This is a genomic window from Desulfuromonas soudanensis, from assembly GCF_001278055.1.
GTDB lineage: Bacteria > Desulfobacterota > Desulfuromonadia > Desulfuromonadales > WTL > Deferrimonas > Deferrimonas soudanensis.
Genome location: NZ_CP010802.1, coordinates 2558783 through 2578564 on the forward strand (window position 1 = coordinate 2558783; position 19782 = coordinate 2578564).

11 protein-coding genes are annotated in these 19782 nt (G+C 61.8%); 10 read left to right on the top strand and 1 reads right to left on the bottom strand.

Annotated elements, in window-relative coordinates; all coding sequences use genetic code 11:
* Positions 1 to 176 precede the first annotated feature (176 nt).
* From DSOUD_RS11485 to DSOUD_RS11510, 6 genes are all read left to right on the top strand, one after another.
* Entirely contained in the window at positions 177 to 5117 is a 4941-nt protein-coding gene (locus DSOUD_RS11485) for a DUF11 domain-containing protein (protein ID WP_157671853.1), read from the top strand.
* Positions 5118 to 5148: 31 nt separating this feature from the next.
* Entirely contained in the window at positions 5149 to 5637 is a 489-nt protein-coding gene (locus tag DSOUD_RS11490) for a DUF11 domain-containing protein (protein ID WP_053551146.1), read from the top strand.
* A gap of 228 nt (positions 5638 to 5865) precedes the next feature.
* Positions 5866 to 7086: a hypothetical protein gene (locus tag DSOUD_RS11495; RefSeq protein ID WP_053551147.1), complete on the top strand. Its 1221-nt coding sequence runs from the start codon at positions 5866 to 5868 to the stop codon at positions 7084 to 7086.
* Positions 7087 to 7138: 52 nt separating this feature from the next.
* A complete protein-coding gene (locus DSOUD_RS11500; protein ID WP_053551148.1) occupies positions 7139 to 12565 on the top strand; it encodes an OmpA family protein in 5427 nt (1808 codons plus the stop codon).
* Between the two features lie 67 nt (positions 12566 to 12632).
* On the top strand, positions 12633 to 13460 hold the full coding sequence (locus DSOUD_RS11505) for a carbohydrate deacetylase (protein WP_053551149.1): 828 nt from the start codon (positions 12633 to 12635) through the stop codon (positions 13458 to 13460).
* Positions 13448 to 14485: a GPMC system family 4 glycosyltransferase gene (locus DSOUD_RS11510; RefSeq protein WP_053551150.1), complete on the top strand. Its 1038-nt coding sequence runs from the start codon at positions 13448 to 13450 to the stop codon at positions 14483 to 14485. Before DSOUD_RS11505 ends, DSOUD_RS11510 begins: the two co-directional genes overlap by 13 nt.
* Positions 14486 to 14588: 103 nt before the next feature.
* Here DSOUD_RS11510 and DSOUD_RS11515 read toward each other — a convergent pair whose 3' ends face one another.
* Complete coding sequence (locus tag DSOUD_RS11515; RefSeq protein ID WP_082351240.1) at positions 14589 to 15962, bottom strand: integron integrase; 1374 nt, start codon at positions 15960 to 15962, stop codon at positions 14589 to 14591.
* Between the two features lie 555 nt (positions 15963 to 16517).
* Between DSOUD_RS11515 and DSOUD_RS11520 the strand changes: the two genes are divergently transcribed.
* The 4 genes from DSOUD_RS11520 to DSOUD_RS18515 all read left to right on the top strand — a co-directional run bounded on the left by DSOUD_RS11520 (position 16518) and on the right by DSOUD_RS18515 (position 19707).
* Positions 16518 to 16847, top strand: coding sequence for a hypothetical protein (locus DSOUD_RS11520; protein ID WP_053551151.1), 330 nt, complete (start codon positions 16518 to 16520; stop codon positions 16845 to 16847).
* Between the two features lie 45 nt (positions 16848 to 16892).
* On the top strand, positions 16893 to 17291 hold the full coding sequence (locus DSOUD_RS18510; RefSeq protein ID WP_157671854.1) for a hypothetical protein: 399 nt from the start codon (positions 16893 to 16895) through the stop codon (positions 17289 to 17291).
* Between the two features lie 192 nt (positions 17292 to 17483).
* Complete coding sequence (locus tag DSOUD_RS11525) at positions 17484 to 19028, top strand: IS1182 family transposase (protein WP_053551152.1); 1545 nt, start codon at positions 17484 to 17486, stop codon at positions 19026 to 19028.
* A gap of 196 nt (positions 19029 to 19224) precedes the next feature.
* Complete coding sequence (locus tag DSOUD_RS18515) at positions 19225 to 19707, top strand: hypothetical protein (protein WP_157671855.1); 483 nt, start codon at positions 19225 to 19227, stop codon at positions 19705 to 19707.
* Positions 19708 to 19782 lie beyond the last annotated feature (75 nt).

Genomic DNA, 19782 nt, shown 5'->3' on the forward strand with positions numbered 1-19782 from the left:
TTTTGCAGCCGGCTCATGGATAGTCCGACAGGCTCCTAGTACGAAAGTACAATAATCCAGACCCAAGGACGGGCCCTGTCGTGAAAACCTTTTTCCTCGCAATCCAAAACTGCACCCGCACCCTCTGCCGCTGTCTCCTGGCGACATTGCTGGTGTTGACATGCGCAGCGCCTGTCATGGCCTGGCCACTGGATGGAGAGTGGATTCCCCTGACCCGAAACGGCGCCATCCTCCAGGATCCGACCGGAGACGCATCGAAATCAATCGACATCGTCTCGACGCCGACCGATGCACCGGTCTACTTCCACAACGACGGCGTTTACCTCAACTTCCGCATCCGCCTCAACGGCGACCCGCGCCAGGGGAGTGGACTCCAGTCCTCCGGCTGGGGGATCGAACTCGATATCGACCAGGATGCCGACGATTACGAATGGCTGATCATGTGCAGCGGCCTCCCTTCCGCCGAAGGGGTGTTTCTGGAGAGAAATACCGTTCAGGGGACCATCGGCGAGCCGTCCGACGCCGCGGAACAGTTCGTCGCCCAGTATCCGCTCACCGGCTACTTTCAGGTCAGCGTCGCCAACACCTTCAGCAGCGGTGATGCCGACTATTTTCTCGACTTCAAACTCCCCTACGCGGTGTTCAAGGGGGCCACCGGGATGACCGACGGGACGGCGATCCGTTTCATCGGCGGTACCTCCAACAACGCCCAAAAACTCAATGCCACGGGCTCCGACCTCATCGGCTCGACCGGCAACATCACCCTCTACGACGGCCTGGGGGATTACTTCACCCCAAGCGGCCTGTTGCCGGCCACCGGCAGCAACGGCCAGGTCGATTTCGTCAAATCCCTTGCCGGCAATGAAGAGGCGACGGTGATCACCGTCGGCCAGACGGTCTATGTCCGGGTCACTGATGCCGACCAGACCCCCTCCTTCAACCCCGGCCAAACCGTCGTCGTCACCCTCGTCACCTCGGGTGGGGACACCGAGGTCATCACCCTGACCGCCACCGGGGTGGCCGGCAAGTTTACCGGCACCCTCCCCAGCGCCAGCGCCGCCGGCGGGCGCACCAGTCGCGACAACACTCTTCAGATCCTGGCCGGCGAGAGCGTGATGGCGACCTATCTCGATATTCTGACCGCAGCCGGCGCCGCCACCCCGCCGGTCGTCCGTACCGACCTCCTGCAGGTGACCGCCACCGGCACCGATATCCGGGTCACCAAGAGCGCCAGCACCCTCGCCCCGGTCGCCGGTCAGACCCTGACTTTCACCCTGACCGCCAGCAACCTCGGACAGGTCAATGCCAGCGGCGTTCAGGTCACCGACCTCCTTCCGACGGGGCTGACCTTTGTGGCGGCGGCCGGCAGCGGCAGCTACACCAGTGCCAACGGTCTCTGGAGCATAGGCGCCCTCGATGCCGGAACCACCGCGGCCCTGACCCTGACGGTCACCGTCGACATCGGGGTCTCCGGGGTGCTGACCAACACCGCCAGTCTGACGGCATTGTCCCCCACCGATGTCGTTCCGGCCAACAACAGCGCCAGTGTCACCCTGACCGTCGGCGGCGCCGATCTGGCCCTGAGCAAGAGCGTCAGCAAGGCGATCGTCACCTCCGGGGAAAATGTCGTCTTCAACCTCTCCTTGCGCAATTACGGTCCCCTTGAGGCGACGAATGTGGTGATCCGGGACCTGCTGCCGGCCGGCCTGACCTACGTCAGCCACAGCGGCTCCGGCAGCTATCTGCCCGGCAGCGGCGACTGGACTCTGGCCAGCGTCCCCGCCGGCACCATCACCACCCTGGCCATTACCGCCACGGTCACCGGCGCCGCAGGCAGCAGCCATGTCAACACCGCCACTGTGCTGAGCTCCTCCCGGCCGGACCCGGTGGCCAGCAACAACGCCGCCAGCGCCACGGTAACCATCGGCACCGTCGATCTGGCGGTCAGCATCACTGTCAGCAACAGCACACCGGCCGTCGGCGACGTCGTCACCTACACGGTCAGGGTCACCAACAACGGACCGTCCACCGCCAGCACCATCCAGCTCCGCGCCAGACTCGACCAGATCTCCTTCTTCCCCATTTCAGGGGTGCCGGAGTTCGGCACCTACAACACCGGCACCGGACTGTGGAACTTCGCCAGTCTCGCCAGCGGCCAAACCGCCACCCTGACCGTTACCGCCACGGTCTTTTCCACCGCCAGCCTCAAGACGATCACCACTGTCGCCACCCTGCGCGGCGTCACCCCGGCCGACAGCATGGATGCCAACAACGAAGCCAAGGTCGACATCGCCGTCGGCGGCACCGACCTGATGCTGGCCAAGACCGCCAACAACCTGACGCCCGGGGTGGGGGGACAGTTCGAGTACATCCTTACCCTGACCAACCTTGGGCCGCGCCAGGCAACCGGGATCAGTGTTCAGGACGTTCTCCCCCCCGAGGTCGCCTACAAGGCCGACAGTGTCGCCATCACCCCGGTGGCGGCGGGCAATATCTCCGGCTCCTTCAGCAAGACGTCCGGGGTCTGGTCGGGAATCAGCCTCAACAACGGGGCCAGCGCCACCCTCACTCTCACCGTGCAGGTCAACAACGGCACCGCCGGCAATCTGGTGACCAACAATGCCTTTATCACCGCTGCCACCCAGCCCGACCCCAACCAGGTCAACAACATCGCCAGCGTCCAGGTGGCGATCACCGGCACCGACCTGGCCATCACCAAGACGGTGAGCAATGCGAATCCGATCATCGGCGCGAACTTCACCTACACCCTGACCGTGACCAACAATGGACCGCGCAACGCCACCAACGTTTTCATGCGCGACATCCTTCCGCCCGAACTCGAGTTTGTCAGCGCCGCCGGCACCGGCGTCTACAACCACCTGCCCGGCGACCTGCGCGACGGCCTCTGGGAAAGCGCCACTCCCGGAACCGGCCTGAGCATCAACACCGGAGCCAGTATAACGATGACCATCACCGCCCGCGTCCGCGCCGGATCGAGCAAGCTGGTCATCAACAATACGGCAACCATTTTTTCAGCCGACCAGGGGGATGTCATCCCCGGCAACAACACCGCCAGCGTCAATATCTTCGTCAACACCGTCGATCTCGCCGTAACCAAAATCGTCAGCGACCCGGCACCGGCGCAGAACACACTCTTTACCTACACGGTCAGCGTCCTCAACAACGGCCCCAACCTGGCGACCAACGTCGCCATCGAGGACTTCCAGCCCGCCGGCGTGACCTTCATCGGCAGCTCGGCCACCACCGGAACCTTTGCCCTCGGCCGCTGGCAGATCCCGACGCTGGCCGTCGGCGCCACGGCCACCTTGCAGATCACGGCGCAAACCGACCCCGGCACGGCCGGAACCACCATCGCCAACACCGCCAGCCTGGTCGCTCTCGATCAAGTGGACACCGACAGCGCCAACAACAGCGCCAGTGTCAACCTGATCCCGACCCTTGCCGGGGATCTTTCGACTTCGACCAAAAGCGTCACCGACCTCAACGGCGGCGACGTCGAGTCGGGCGACACCCTCCGCTACACCATCACCCTGATTGAGACCCTCGGCAAAGCGGCGCAAAATGTCCGGGTGACCGACACGATCCCGGCCAACGCGACCAGCTTTACCGTCACCGGCACCGGCGGCGGCACGAACGCCTCCACCTATGCCGGATCCGGAGCAAACGGCACGGGATTTCTGGACATCACCGGCCTCAGCGTCCCCGCCGGCGGCAGCCTGGCCATCACCTTCACCGTGGTCGTGACCGGCGCCAACGGCACGACCATCGACAACACCGCCGACATCAGCAACCCCGGTGGGACCGGCGGGACCGCCATCGCCCCGACGGTGACCATCGCCGCCAGTACGCTCCCCGTCACCGGGACCAAGCAACTCTACCTTGGCGCCCCGGACAGCGAAAACTTTCCCACCATTCCCCAGGCCCTGTCGCGCATACCGCTCACCGCCTACCCGGCGCCGATCCGCGTCCGCATCCGCCGCCAGGACACCCCGGTGCGCTGGGACCTGACCCCGGTGCTGCAAACCGCCCTGACGCTCAACGCCAACAGCGCCGTCGTGCTGCAAATGGCCGACGACAGCGCCACCCTGCGCAACCTGCAGCTGACCCTGAGCTACAATGCCGGCGCCGGCCCGGTTGTGCTGTCCCAGCAGTACTTCACCAACCTGAACATCGCCAACGTTCTGCCGGCGGTTTACACCTTCAACCTGGCAACACCGGCCGTCACCATCCCGGTCGGCAGCGTCCTGTCCCTGACGATTGACAACGACCTCGGGGCCTTGACCGGTGAACAGATCTACATCTTCCCCTATGCCGCCTTCACCGGCACTCCCGACACCTCGCGTGTGGAGTTGAACAGCGCCACGGTGATCAACGTCGACAGCATTGATCTCTTCGACACCGGCGGCACCCCCCTCGTCGGCGGCATCGCGCCGGGGACTACAGTGCACATCCGCTCCACCGTCTCCGACCCCTTCGGCAGTTTCGACATCACTGCCACGCGCATCACCCTGACCGACAGCCTCGGGACTGCGCAAGTCTCGGCCCAGCCGATGACAGTCTATGCCGACTCGCTTGCGGCAACCAAAACGTACGAGTTCATCTACACCCTGCCGATCGACGCCCCCCTTGGCAACTGGTCGATCCGCGTCGATGCCGACGAGGGGACGGAAGGGGCGGTTGCCGACTACGGCATCGGGACGCTGGAGGTGGTCATGCCGCTGCCGAATCTGACCCTGGTGAAATCCGCCGACAGGGCACGGGTCAACTCGGGGGACGTCATCACCTACACCATCGTCAGCAGCAACAGCGGGCCCGGGGCGGCGACTGCGGTCAGGGTCATCGACAACCTCAGCCCCTTCGTTTCCCTGATCCTCGACTACGACGGCGTGGCGCCACCCGACCAGCCCTTCGACTTTACGCCGGGTGCCTCAGGGGTGACCCTCGGCACTCCGGTCTATTACAACAGCGGCGGCACTTTTACCCCCGACTTTGCGGCCGGCGAAGACGGAAGCGTCGTCCGCTGGGAGATCCCCATGACCGGCAGCTTCAGCGCCGCCGCAGATTTTATCCTGCGCTTCAAGGTACGAGTCAAGTAACCCACCTCACCCATAAAGAAGGAGATCAATCATGAAGTTATTCCTCAACGCAGCACTCCTCGGACTCCTCCTCTGCGCCACCAGCGCCTGGGCGCAGCCCAGGATCGAAATCACCCTGAAGGCCGAAGTCGAAGTCAAGGAGGTCGTCGACGGCAAGGAAGTGGTGCGCATGGCCCCGGCCAAAGAAGTCACGACCGGACAGATCATCCACTACACCCTGACCTGCAGCAATGTCGGCGACCAGACCGCCACCGCAGTCAAGGTCAACGACCCGATCCCGAAGGAAGTCGTCTTCCAGGTCGGCAGCGCCTTCGGCGACAACAGCGAGGTGACCTTCTCCATCGACGGCGGCCAGAGTTACAAGCTGCCGACCCTCCTCTCCTACAAGATCAAGACGAGCGACGGCAGTTTGGAGGAGCGGCTGGCCTCGCCGGACGAATACACCCATATCCAGTGGCAGATCGCCTCGATACCGGCCAAGGCGACGGTGAACGTCGGCTTCCGGGCAACCGTCCGCTGATCCCAATTCGAATAGCCGATTCCCCCTTTGCCAGGAGTCTCTGCCATGACCGATCATCCTTCATCGTCCATCCATCGCCACCCGCCCCCCCGTTGTCGGTCGGGGCCTTCTCCGCCCGGCCGCTGGTCATGGCGACATAACAGACCTCCAGATCTTGTGCCCGGACAGATCCATCGAACCCTTTTCAGCCATAAAACGATGAACAACCCAACAAACAAGGAGAATGAGATGAACTCGAGACAACAGAACCGCCGCGGTCTTTTTATCGCGACCCTGATCACGGCCCTGGCCCTGATCGCCCTCACCACCGGCAGCGCTTTTGCCGCCCTTTCCGCCGGCACCACCATCAGCAACCAGGCCTCGGTCACCTATGCCGAATCGGCAACTGCCGTCGCCTCGAACATCGTCGATGTGACCGTCAACCTCGTCAGCGGCCTGGCCTGGCTCGACGGGACCCTGAGCCCGGCAACCGACACCGTCGGCAACGGCGGCGCCGTCAGCTACACCGTCGACCTGCAGAATACCGGCAACGGCACGACCACCGCCACCATCACCGACGGCACCACCCAGGTCCTCGCCTCCCTCGGCGCCGGCAGCTGGAATATTGCGCCGAATGCCCCCGTCCTGGTCGGCGCCATCTCCAGCGGCGCCGGAGTCTACGATGGCACGGTAACCACCATCCCGGTCAGCAACCTCGCCACCGGTTCCCTGGTCGTCGGCACCACCCGCGTGCTGATTAACGGTAACGAGTATCTCGTTGCCGCCGGAAGCACCGCCACACAGCTGGTCGTGACCGGCGATGCAACGGCCGTTGCCGGTGCGGCCGGTGTGCAGATCGGTGAGGTTGTCAGCATCACCTTCAGCGGCACCGCCGGAACCCTGATTGCTCCCGACCTCGATGAGAACCACGTTCACGCCATGACCGCCACCGACGAATTCGGCGTCTCCGGCTTCAATGCCGACGGCAACGCATTCTCAACCGACACTACGACCGCCTGGAACACCCGCGTCGTCGCCGGCGCCCTGACCGTGACCAAGTACTCGCGCAATGTCAGCAACGCCGTCGTCGGGGGAATCCCGCTTGTCTACGGCGGAAACACCTACTACCAGAGCGGCGTCACCGGCAATTCCGCCTTCGGCGCCGTCCCCGCCGACACCCTCGAGTATCTGGTGGTGATCGAAAACGCCGGTCCCGGCAGCGCCACCGACGTGCAGATGAGCGACTCCATCTCGACCTTCCTCGCCCTGGATACCGCCTCGGTCGACATCGATACCAACGGTGACGGCACCTTCGACGTCGTCGACGCCGCCGCCAATGATGCAGCCGCCTACAGCGCCCCGACCCTCACCGTCTATGCCGGAGTCGGCGGTGTTGCCAGCACGACCACCGGCGGATCGGTCGCCGCGGCCGCCTCCACGGCGATTCGCTACCAGGCCGCCATTCAATAACCCCGCGCCGGGGGACGGACCTGGGTTCGTCCCCCGCAACCAAGAGAGCTCGATGATCAAAACCCTCACCGCAGCCTTGCGCACTCTCTTCCCCCGCCGCCTTCCGGCGGCGGGGACGGGGAAGTTGCGTCCTGTTGCGTCGAGGGCTTCACAGCAGACCGCTGCGTCCCCGGCCGGCACGTGCCGGCCGGGGGCCCGCCGGTCCCTGGGCATTTCCTTCCGAAATGCCCAGGGACGGGCGATCCTCGTTTTGGCCCTGACCTTTTGCTTCGCAACATCGGCCCTGGCCGTTGAAATCGACAACACGGCAACGATCCGCTACGCCAAGGGCGGGCCGCCGATCACCCAGGCGTCCAACACCGTCACGGTCGTCGCCACCCCCCCCCCGACGGTGGCCACCGGTGAATTTTTGCGCCTGACGGCCGATGCGGCGGGGCTGCTACTGTCGATTCCCGACTTCAGCCCCAGCGACCCGCCGAACGGCGTCTACACCCCGCTCCTGCCGCCGTACAGTCCCGGAACCCTGGCCGCCGCCCTCCGTTATGCCGAGGAAGAGCTGGTCGTCTTCCGCATCGACGATCACGACCAGAACCTCGATCCGACCGGCATCGACACCCTTCTGGTGCGCCTGACCGTCACCGTCTCGGGGGAGAGCGAACTGCTGCGCCTCTACGAAGACTCGGTCAACAGCGGCCTCTTCGTCGGCTACATCCAGGCCGGTGCCGATCCCGTCACAACCTACAACGGTTACCTGACCGCCCCGGCCGGCAGCACCATCGCCCTCACCTACGACGACGGCGGCACCCCCCTGTCCATCACCGCCGCCGTCGACGGAAGCGCCCCGCTCTGGCTTCATTTGGCCACAAGCCGCAGTGTGGTCGGCCAGGGGGATGCCGTCCCCCTGACCCTGACCGTGGAGAATCTCTCGACCACCGCGACCGCTCCGGCCGTCAGCATCATCCAGATTCTGCCGGCAGGCTTCCGCTACCAGAAGGGGAGCGCCCGCCGCGACGGCAGGGCCATCCCCGATCCTCTCATCGCTGCCGACGGGCGGACATTGACTTTTCCTGTCGGCGATCTGGACGCCGGCGGCCGAGGGATTATCGACTTTGTCGCCGCAGTCGCAACGGCCCCCCCGGGTTCCTACCCGACCCCGGCCCAGGCGTTCTCCGGAACCGACCTCCGTTCCAACCGCCCGGAAGTCCTCCTGACCGTCGGCGACGACTTCCTGAGCGAACGCTCCTTCCTCGCCGGCCGCGTGGTCCAGCGCTCCGACTGCGGCGCTTCGGCCCAGGAGATCGGCGTCCCCGGCGTGCGCCTCTATCTCGAGGACGGCACCTTCGTCATCACCGACAGCGAAGGGCGCTACCACATCGAAGGGCTCTCCCCCGGCAGCCACGTCATCCAGCTCGACCCGGTCACCATCCCCGGCGACCTCGAACCGGCGCTGTGCGAAGATCACACCCGCTTTGCCAAAACGCCGACCTCCCGTTTCATCGAACTGCAGGGGGGAACGCTCTGGCTCGCCGACTTCTATCTCAGCGAAAAGCGCCTCACCGGGACGGTGAACATCGCCCTCGAAAATCAGTTCGACGGCGACGACCGTGCCCTCTACCGCGTCGCTCTCTCCGGGCGGCAGGTCTCCCTTAAGAACCTGAAACTCCACGTCTCCCTCCCCGCCGGTGTCACTTTTATCCCCGGCTCGGCGGCAACTGCCGAAGGGCTCAAATTCGCCGACCCGGACCTTGGCCAAGGGAATGAGTTGATCTTCGATCTCGCCGACCCGCCCACCGACTGGGAAAAAGAACTTCGTTTCGCCGCCCTGCTCGACAACAACGCCCTGACCCGGGAGATCCAGGCCCGGGCCTGGCTGCGTTTTTCCACACCGAAGGACAAGGACCTCTCGACACCGACCGCCGAATGCGCCCTGATCTGGATTGCCGCTTCCGAGCGGCGCGAAGTAAAACAGCTCGTCCTGCAACCGCGCTTCGAGACCCTCAAGGCCGACCTGACGGAAGCGGATCGCCGGGAGATCGCCGCCATCGCCGCCGACCTGAGGAAACTCGATCTTCTGCGGATTCTCGTCGCCGGTCACACCGATGCCCGGCAAATCCGCTGGCACGAAGGGGTCCCCTTTCGCGACAACGCCGAACTCTCGGCGGCGCGGGCCCGCGCCGTCGCCGATGAGCTGGCCGCACAGCTGCCGATCGATCCGGAGGACATCGTCGTCATCGGCAGGGGCGCAACGGAACCGGTTGCGGACAACACCAGCGAAGCCGGTCGCGCCCGCAACCGTCGTACCGATCTGTACGTGCTGCACCGGGTGGCGGTTCCGATAGCCGCCGAGGAGATTTCCAGCAACGACGGTCCGGAACAGAGCGTCGCCACCAGCGCCGGGGGAGGCCGACAGAACGCTCCGGCGATCGTCCCGCCGCCGCTCGGGATACTCTCCCCCGGAGAGGGGGAGCGTCTGCCGCACTCCGTTGAAAGCGTGCGCGTACGTATCGATGCGCGGCTGGAGGCGCAGTTGACCCTTGATGGCCGCAAGATCCCGGCCTCAAGCATCGGCTTCACCCAGAACGAACCGGCCAGCAACACCCGCCTGCTCACCTACATCGGCGTCGATTTCGGCGCCCCCGGGGTGCACCTTTTGCGCCTGCGCTGTGTCGACCCCTTCGGAAACGCCCGCTTCGATCAGACGGTGGAGATCTCCCGCATCGGCGCCGTGCACGACATTGAAGTATTCGACAGCAGCGGCAACGTCGCCGACGGCCGCACCCCGATCACGCTCAAGCTGCGTCTATTCGACGAAAACGGTGAGGCCATCGAAGGGACGACGCAACTCGAACTGAGAAGCGGCACCCTCATCCCCCTCGGCAGTGAGCGCCATCGCTCGCCGCGCTCGCCCGAGACAACCATGGTCGAAATCGGCCGCGACGGTCTGGTCCGCTTCGAACCGGTCAACCGCGCCGGACGCTACCGCATAGTCCTCGGCTACGGGAGCGAAGAAGAAGAAATCGAATTCTCCGTAAAGCCCGAAGTGCGGGACTGGATCGTCGTCGGCCTCGCCAGCGGCAGCGCCGGCACCACCCGCGTCAGCAGCCAGGGGGAGGGTCTTCCGGCCGGGGTGAGCGGGGACGACTCCATCGACGGCCGGCTTGCCTTCTTTGCCTCGGGACAGATCAAGGGCGATTGGTTGCTGACCGCCGCCTACGACTCGGAGAAGGAGTCGCGCCAGGATCGCACCCTTTTCCAGACCATCGACCCGGACAGCTACTTCACCCTCTACGGCGACGCCACCGCCCAGGGGTACGCGGCGGCAAGCGCCGCCAAGCTATTCGCCCGTATCGAGCGCGAGGAATTCCACGCCACCTTCGGCGACATCCAGGCCGGTCTGACAAAAAGCGAGCTCGGCCGCTACAACCGCAGCCTCACCGGTTTCCAATCGGAGCTGGACGGGGAGCGGGCCGGCTTCTCCCTCTTCGTCAGCCAAACCGCCCAATCCTTTGTTCGCGACGAGCTGCGCGGCGACGGCACCTCGGGCCTTTACCGCCTCAGTCGCACCCCCCTCGTCATCAATTCGGAAAAACTTCTCCTTGAGACCCGCGACCGCCTGCACAGCGAACGCATCGTCTCCACGCGCACCCTGCAGCGCCATGTCGACTACGATATCGATTACACCGCCGGGACACTCTTTTTCAAATTTCCCGTCGCCAGCAAGGACGAGGCCTTTAACCCGACCTATATCGTCGTCGACTACGAGACCCATAGCAGCGACAGCCGGGATACCCTCTACGGCGGCCGCGGCTATCTGCGCTTCTTCGAGGACCGCCTCGAGGTCGGCGCCACCCTGATCCACGAAGGACAAGGCTTCAATGAAACCGATCTCCTGGCCGCTGACGCCACGGTCGAAATCACCGGGCAGACCGTTCTGCGCACCGAGTATGCCACCAGTCAGAACAGCTCGCCGACGGTGGATACGACGGCCAACGCCTGGCTCGCCGAACTGCGCTACGGCACCGAAAAGCTCAAATCGACTCTTTACCTGCGGGAAAAAGAGGAGGGCTTCGGGCTCGGCCAGCAGAATGCCAGCGAAGTCGGAATGCGCAAATACGGCCTCGAAAGCAACTACGCATTCGACAAGGCCTTCGACCTCGCCGGCGACTTTTCGCGGCAGGAGAATTTTGCGACCGGGGTCACCCGCGACGTCGGCGCCGGCAACCTGCGCTACCGGGCGGAAAAGTACTCCCTGAGCACCGGCCTGCGCCACGCCGCCGACCAGGGAACGGACGGGGTCAGCGGCACCTCCGACCAGATCCTTTTCGGCGGAGACTGGCGGGCAAGTAAAAAACTCACCCTCAAAACCACCCACGAGCAGTCCATCGGCAAAAACGACAATACCGACTATCCGACCCGCACCCTCATCGGCGCCGACTATGCCCTGACCCGCTCGGTCACCCTTTTCGGCGCCCAGGAGTATACCTCCGGCAGCGACGGCAGCAGCGAAGGGACCCGCCTCGGCCTCCTGGCCACCCCCTGGGATGGCGGCCAGATCCGCTCCTCCGTCGAGCAACAGCTTGCCGAGGACAGCCGGCGCCGCTTCGCCACCCTCGGCTACAGTCAGACCTGGCAAGTCACCCCGGAATGGTCCCTCGACGGCTCTGTCGACCGCAGCCAGCTTCTCAGCGGCCGCAGCAGCCGGCCGCTCAATGACGAGCAACCGGCGGCGTCACAGAACGAGGAGGACTTCACCGCTCTTTCCCTCGGCAGCAATCTTCGCCGCACCCTGTGGAGCTGGGACAACCGCTTCGAGTTCCGCACCAGCGACACCGAAGACCGCTGGGGGGTGCAGAGCGGCTACATCATCGAACCACGGCACGGCCTCGGCTTCAGCCTGCACACCGGAGTGCGCCGCGCCGATTTCAGCACCGGCACGACGACGAGCAGCGCCGAAATGCGCTTCGGACTCGCCTGGCGCCCGGTGACGGGGCGTCAGATTCTCCTCAACCGTCTCGACCTGCGCAGTGAACGCCAGAGCGGCAATGGCAGCGACCTGGAGAGCTGGCGCGTCATTGACAATTTCAAGGCGGCCTGGCGTTACGGCGAAAAGATACACCTGGCCTTCCTTTACGGCGGAAAATATGTGAGCGAGAGCTTCGGGGGCGGCGATTTCAGCGGCTACACCGACCTGATCGGCGGCGAAATGCGCTACGACCTGACTCCGCGCTGGGATCTTGGCGCCCACGGCAAACTGCTGACCAGCTGGACCCACAATCAGCGCAGTTCCAGCACCGGCATCGACCTCGGCTTCAGCCCGGTCAAGAATCTCTGGCTCTCCGCCGGCTACAACCTCACCGGCTTTACCGACAAGGATTTTTCCGCCGCCGACTACACCGCCCAGGGACCTTTTATCCGTTTCCGTTTCAAGTTCGACCAGAACTCGGTCAAGGACGCCCTGACCTTCCTCAACAGAGGCTGACACCAATCCGCTTTCCCCGGTTAAAACCCCTTCTGCCCATCGCGAAGATCATGCTAATATCCCCCCCATGCGCCGACTGATCATCAACGCCGACGACCTCGGCTCCGGAATCGAGCGGGACCGGGGAATCTTCCACAGCTTCTCCTGCGGCATCGTCACCAGCGCCTCGCTGCTGGCCAACGGCCCGAGCTTTGCGAGCGCCGCCCGGCAGGCCCTCGACCTCGGACTCCCCCTGGGGATTCATCTCAACCTCTCGGAAGGACGCCCCCTGACCGCTCCGATCCCCTCCCTGACCACGGTGGCGGGCGAGTTCCCCGGCAAGGAGGGGCTGCGGCGGATCCTCTCCGAAGGACAGATCGATCCCGACCCCCTCCACCGCGAACTCTCGGCGCAAATCGAGAGGGTCATTGCAGCCGGTCTTGCGCCGGACCATCTCGATGGCCACCAGCACTGCCTCCTCTTCCCCGCCCTCTGCACCATGGTCCTCGATCTGGCGCGGGAATACGCCATCGGGGCCATGCGCCTCCCCTCCCCCGCCGAACCGGCCGCCGACGACCCCGACGGCCCTCTCGGCGAGGAACTGGCTCTCTATCGCCGCCTCGCCCCGCATTTTTCCGCCCGGGTGCGGGAGGCCGGTATCGCAACACCCGACGGCCTCTTCGGCATGCCCCTTCTCAACCGCCTCAATGCCCGAACCCTTTGCCAAACCCTGCACCGGATTCCCGAGGGAACCTGGGAGCTGATGGTTCACCCCGGCTATCCCGACGACGCCCCCTTCTCCGGAGCCGAGCGGAAGGCGGAGCTTGCCGCCCTCTCCTCCCCGACCGTCGCCGAGGAGCTGCGCCGCTGCGGCATCACCCCCATCACCTTTCGGGACCTCTCATGCGCATCCTGATCGTCCTCCCCCGCCAGGATCCGGCCACCGGCAACGAGGTCACCGCCGCACGCCACCGCGCCGGCCTCGAAGCCCTCGGCCACGAGGTGGCCCTGGAGCGGGTCGCCCCCGGAGACGGAGCGTCCCTGCGCGCCGCAACGCTTTCCTTTGCCCCCGACGTCATTCACCTCCTCCACGCCTACCGCAGCGGACGCCCCTGGCTCGAAGCCCGAGTCGACGGGATCCCCTGCGTCGTCACCCTCACCGGCACCGACATCCACGGCGGCCTCGACGACCCCGCGGAAGGTCCCGTCATCCGGCGCGTTCTGGAGAAGGCCGATAGAATCATCACCCAGAACCGGCTGACCGCCGAGGCCCTGAACCAGGCAGGTCCCCCCTTCGCCGGCAAGATCGTCTGCCTGCCGCCGGGAATCGTCCTCGGCACCGCTCCCTCCCCCTTCGCCCGCAGCGATCTTTCTCCCCCAGGCCACCCCCTCTTTCTCCACCCGGCAGGGATCCGCCCGGTCAAGGGAAACCTCGAACTCCTCGAGCTCTTCGATCCCCTGGCGGCCTCCGGCCTCCCCTTTGCCGTCGCCTTCTGCGGCCCCCCTCTCGACGCCCCCTACAGCGCCGACTTTTTCGCCGCCGTCGCCCGCCGCCCCTGGGCCCGCCACCTCGGCGTCATCCCCCCGAAAGCGATGCCGGCCCTGCTGCGAGAGGCCGACGTCGTCCTCAACAACTCGCAAAAAGAAGGGCTCCCCAACGCCCTCCTCGAAGCCGCCGCCCTCGGTGTGCCGATGCTGGTGCGCAACATCCCCGGCAACGCCGCCGTCGTCCAAGAGGGGGTCAACGGCTTCCTCTACGGCGACGCCGCCGCCTTCGCCGACCGGGCCGGAAAACTGATCGCCGATCCCGCCCTGCGCCGCGCCCTCTCCCGCCCGAGTCCCGAGCGCTACGCCCCGGAGAAGGAGACGGAGGTTCTCCTTGCGTTCTACCGCCAGGCGATCGCCGAGAGCTGCGATTCGCAGGCGGCTGTCCACGATTGACGACCGTCCTCACCCGGCAGGGAACAGGATCGACCGGTCAAGTCGGGCATTAAAAAGGCACCCCCGCGGAGGTGCCTTTTTCGTTTGCCGGGACCTTCAGCTCTCAAACGTCTGCCGGACTTTTGACCGTCAGCCCGGGTTTATTGAGGACATGCGTGTAGATCATCGTCGTCGCGACGTCCCTGTGCCCGAGAAGTTCCTGCACGGTGCGGATGTCGCATCCCGATTCGAGGAGATGGGTGGCAAAGGAGTGACGGAGGGTGTGGGGGGAGACCGGCTTGGTCACCCCGGCCCGGCGGGCCGCCGCCCGGACCGCCTTCTGCAGTGAGTCCTCGCTGGCGTGGTGACGACGGACCGTTCTACTGCGGGGATCCACCGAGTAGGCCCGGGCCGGAAAGACAAATTGCCACCCCCACTCCCGCCCGGCCTCTGTGTTCTGAAGCGCCTTCCCCGGCGGCAGGGAAACCTCGCCGAGCCCTTTGGCGAGGTCCTCCCGGTGCAACGCCCGGATCCGCTCCAGATGCTGGCGCAGAGGCTCGCGAAACCGCTCCGGCAGCATGGTCAGGCGATCTTTCTGCCCCTTGCCGTTGCGTATCATGATCTGTCCCAGATCGAAGTCGATATCCATCACTCTCAGCCGAACCCCCTCCATCAGGCGCAAACCGCTGCCATAAAGGAGTCCCGCCATCAGCGCCGGAGTCCCCTGCATCATCTCCAGAACCTCCAAGACTTCTCCCCGGGAGAGAACCGTCGGCAAGCGCATCGGCTTTTTCGCCCGGGCGAATTCACCCAGTTCGCCCAGGGGCTCCTTGAGGACGGTGCCGTAGAAAAAGACCAGGGCGTTGAGGGCCTGTTTCTGGGTGCTGGCCGAAACCTCCCGCTCCTCGGCCAGATACTCCAGATAGTCCTTCACGTCAGCTGCCCCCAATTCGCCGGGGTGCCGTAAACGAGAAAAAGCGATATAGCGCCGGATCCAGGAGAGATAGGCTCGCTCGGTGCGAATGGAATAGTGCAGCAGGCGCACTTCGGTGCGGTAGCGTTCGAAAACCTTTTCGATCTCGGCCGAAAAAGTCGCCGGAGGGGTATCCCCGAACAGAAGTCGCCTCGCCCCCTCGATCGGGTCGGGGTCCATGGCCGTGGCACCTTCCGTGAATTCGAATCGGGGCCAGGGATTGGCCCAGGGTTGCCGGAGGAAATCAGCGTAGAGGAAGCAAAGCGCCTCGGAGGCCTGCGTCACCTGCCAAGGCTTGATATTTTCCAGCCCATGAAGCCAGGCGAGGAAGCGGCCGATATCCTGAAGGGTTCGCTCCCGCAGCGACCCCTTCTTCCCCCATCGGGCGAATTGCTCACCCCAGTTTAGGTACCAACGCAAGCGATCTTCCGGGACGCCCTTGGTGCGAAGAAGTTCTTGAAAAGATAGCCAAAATTCTGAACCGCCAGCCCCTTTCTCCTTGACTTCCGATGAGCTATTTTTCACAATGGCCCCCTGCAAAGAAAGTTTCGCCACCCGTAGTGGGCTGCGATATTTAACCCGATATGACCGCCAACATTATACCGGATACATTAGAAGCGGTCTACTCCCTGTTGAGCGCCTTAACAAGGGTTCGTCTTCGTCCAACCTGCTAAAATTATTCATATATTCTTAAAAGCACAGAACGAAATTGCTAGAATTTAAGATTCATGATAATTAACGAAGCTGAATCGTTCGACGTCGTATAACAAGTTAATACGGCCTCGAACGATTCAGCTTCGTGGTTACATGAAAAAATCAATTTTAAGCATCATTACCAAAATCACTAATAAAAACAAATGAATTGAGCTATTCCAGGCGATCTGAACTGCTAGGGGCGCCCAACAAGCGGTTGAAGCGGACGAAATACTTGCCGTGCTATCCGAAATCGCTTCTCGGTATGACTGAACTGCAGGGGAAGAAAGAAATGACTCTGCTGTCTTAAGCATTCTATTGTGGTGAGTCCCATACCGGCGCATCGTCGCCGCTTAACCGGAATCGTTATGCCTTTAAAAGATAAAAATGAAAAAGATCGGTGACTACATAAAGATTATAAACATCAAGCCAGATCAAATTACTAAATGTGACATGACAGGGTGGCGTGGTCGAATTGTTGAAATAAATGATTGCCCTGCATTTGGCCGGCCAGAGTTTACGGTAGCTTGGGACGGCATCACTCTTCAAAACATGGGGATGAAATATATCTCCAAATGCATTCAAGAGGGCATCGACTGGGAGAAGGATTTTTTCTTCTCAGAAAATCTAAGAAGGGTAAAAGAGCGAGACACAAGCGAACAAAGAGAGCAAAAGCTATCTGAAATAAAAAGTAAAATGCAAAAACAAGAAAATTGAAAGATCGGCATAACCAAACGCTGCACTCGGACGGGTGATACAGGGGTGCTTCCCGAAAAAGACTCTACCAGGCCAATCCGTCCCGTCGCCGCCGGTGAGCTTGATCCGTTAGAGCTAAAAATGAAAATTCTGCTGAAATGGAAAATTTGGAGAATTGAAGCAGCAATTAAATCACTAATTGTGGCAGAAGGGCATAAACCATTCGTTTGGTCTTTCGGAGCATACTACATCGATCCAAAACATTTAGTCTTTGTTGTTGGCATACCAACAGACGAAGAAAGAGACAAATTAAAGGCATTGGACTCATTCAGAAGTTCATTAAGAGAATTGCTCGTAAAATATAACTGGCCACAAAAAGCAAGAGCGCATGTCGCCTTCGATATCGAATCCCAAGAAACTGTGGATCGAGAGGACAATGGGAACTGGTGGTATCACTACAAATAGCTCTAACAAGCAGATCAAGCGGATGGAATGGGGCTGGGTGTTTCCCGAAAAACAAAATCAAATTGCGGTAGTAGCGTGAACAGCTCGTCGCCACCGCTTATCGCGAACCGTTGAGGCTGTAGAAAAACTTCAAATTCCCCATCGTTTTTGGTAAAATCGTCGTACTTTTTCAGACAACGGAAAGGTTACGACATGCCCAAATTCATAGACTACAACTACAATCAAATGGTCATGGTACCGGTCGCGTTCGATCAGCAGATTTTGACCGGAACTTTTGAACATTCAATCAACTACCTGGTCAATCACGAACTCGACCTGACCATCTTTCACCATCGCTTCAAGAATGATGATAACGGCCGTCCGGCCTACGATCCGGCGATTCTATTGAAAATCGTCCTTCTGGCCTACTCCCGGGGTGTCACCAGCAGCCGCAAGATTGAAGCGCTGTGCCGGGAGAATGTTGTCTTCATGGCGATCTCGGCCGACAGCCGACCTCACTTCACCACCATTGCCGACTTCATCTCCTCTTCCGCCAAGGAGGTCTCCAAGCTCTTTCACCAGGTGCTGATGGTCTGCGACCGTCTCGGGCTGATCGGCAAGGAGATGTTCGCCATCGACGGCTGCAAGCTCCCGTCGAACGCCTCCAAGGAGTGGAGCGGCACCAAAGCCGACTTGCAAAAGAAGAGCGAGAAGATCGAGCGGGCCGTCGGGTACATGCTCAAAAAGCACCGGGAAGAAGACAAAAAGGGCGCCCGGGATGAGTCGATGCGCCAGCGCGAGGAGAAGCAGATCGCCACCCTTCGCAAGGCCAGCCACAAGATCCAGAAGTTTCTGAATGAGAACGAAGACCGCCAGGGGATCTCGGGCAAGGTCGTGCAGAGCAACATCACCGACAACGCCAGCGCCAAGATGAAGACCAGCCACGGCGTGCTTCAGGGGTATAACGGCGTCGCTGCCGTTGACGGAAAGCACCAGGTGGTCGTGGCCGCCGAAGCCTACGGACAGGGGCAGGAACACGGCCTGCTGGAGCCGATGCTCGAGAAGGTGCGGGACAACCTCAGCCAGGGCGGGGACAGTGACGTCCTGGACGGAGCCAAGGTCCTGGCCGACAGCGGCTACCACAGCACGAAGACCCTGGAGCATCTCGAGGCGCAAGGGATCGACGCCTATATCGCCGACAATGCTTTCCGCGCCCGCGACCCTCGGTTTCAGACCGCCGCTCGCCACAAGGCCAACGAACCGGTCAAGCCGAAAGCCCCGAAACAGCGCTTTTCCGTCGAGGATTTCGCGGTCGACCTTGACGACCAGACCTGCACCTGTCCCGCCGGAAAGACGCTGTGGCTCAAGTGCGAGAAGGCAAAAATAGGTCAGCACGTTTTCATGCAGTTCATGGGGCGCCAGGCCGACTGCGACAACTGTCCCCTGCGGGCGCAGTGCCTGCGCTCGGTGAAGCAGAAGGGCGCTCGGCAGGTCAATGTACTGCTGGAAACTCTGCCCAAAGACAAAACCAAGGTCGGACCCATCCAACGGATGAAGGAGAAAATCGACACCGCCCTGGGCCGCCACACCTACAGCATGCGCCTGGGGATCGTCGAACCGGTCTTCGGCAATATCCGCGAGACCCTTGGACTGCGACGCTTCTCATTACGCGGGAAAGAGAAGGTCGACGGTCAGTGGAAGCTGATGACGATGTTGCACAACATCTTCAAGATTCATAGATACGGATGGGCGGTTTAGGGGAGGAAAAAGGCAGAAAAAGGGCACTGGGATGACTGAAAATGGCTTTGTTCCGGGGCAAAGTTGACAGAATGACGAACCGGTAGGAATTTGAGTTGTTCACTCGATTTCGACTGGAAGATCCCGAAAATTTGTGATCAGGGATAATTCAGGCCCTGTGATAATGTTTTTTCTACAGACTCGTTAGGGCTTTTAAATGAAAAAAATAATCACTTCTATTTTGGTTTTATTTCTAACTGGGAATGCCATGGCAAACGATCCGCGTTCCGAAGGTTGGCTGGACGACAATTATGTAATTCTTTTTTCAGAGGCCGAGACTGAATCAATTTTTGACGCCTATGGTTTGAATTCAACAATAGATGGCTATCGCTTGGTTGGCATATTGAACTGGGACAATTTTATTGTTAAAAATTCTAAGGGAGAAATTTTTAAAATACCGACTGTACCAGCTATATCAAAATATTTAGAACCAGTAGAATTTAACAAAACAAAAAAGAGTTTAAACAAAGACGACAGATTAACAAACAAAATAAAATGGTATATCAAACCCATTATTTTTGGCGGCGACCCTGATCTTGAAGAAAACATTACATGGGTATCAATCGAAGACCACACAAAACTTGTAAAGTGGTGGAATGAGAAATACCTTGAAATAGTTAATAATAAAAACCAGCCCTAACCACAGGGTAAACACGGACTGAAAAACAGGAGTGCTTCCCGAATAGGTCTCTACCGAATTGTTCCGGCACGTCGC

Coding starts and splice junctions, on each gene's coding strand:
- DSOUD_RS11485 (WP_157671853.1), top strand. CDS start 177: ATGGCCTGGCCACTGGATGGAGAGTGGATTCCCCTGACCCGAAACGGC.
- DSOUD_RS11490 (WP_053551146.1), top strand. CDS start 5,149: ATGAAGTTATTCCTCAACGCAGCACTCCTCGGACTCCTCCTCTGCGCC.
- DSOUD_RS11495 (WP_053551147.1), top strand. CDS start 5,866: ATGAACTCGAGACAACAGAACCGCCGCGGTCTTTTTATCGCGACCCTG.
- DSOUD_RS11500 (WP_053551148.1), top strand. CDS start 7,139: ATGATCAAAACCCTCACCGCAGCCTTGCGCACTCTCTTCCCCCGCCGC.
- DSOUD_RS11505 (WP_053551149.1), top strand. CDS start 12,633: ATGCGCCGACTGATCATCAACGCCGACGACCTCGGCTCCGGAATCGAG.
- DSOUD_RS11510 (WP_053551150.1), top strand. CDS start 13,448: ATGCGCATCCTGATCGTCCTCCCCCGCCAGGATCCGGCCACCGGCAAC.
- DSOUD_RS11520 (WP_053551151.1), top strand. CDS start 16,518: ATGAAAAAGATCGGTGACTACATAAAGATTATAAACATCAAGCCAGAT.
- DSOUD_RS11525 (WP_053551152.1), top strand. CDS start 17,484: ATGCCCAAATTCATAGACTACAACTACAATCAAATGGTCATGGTACCG.
- DSOUD_RS18515 (WP_157671855.1), top strand. CDS start 19,225: ATGAAAAAAATAATCACTTCTATTTTGGTTTTATTTCTAACTGGGAAT.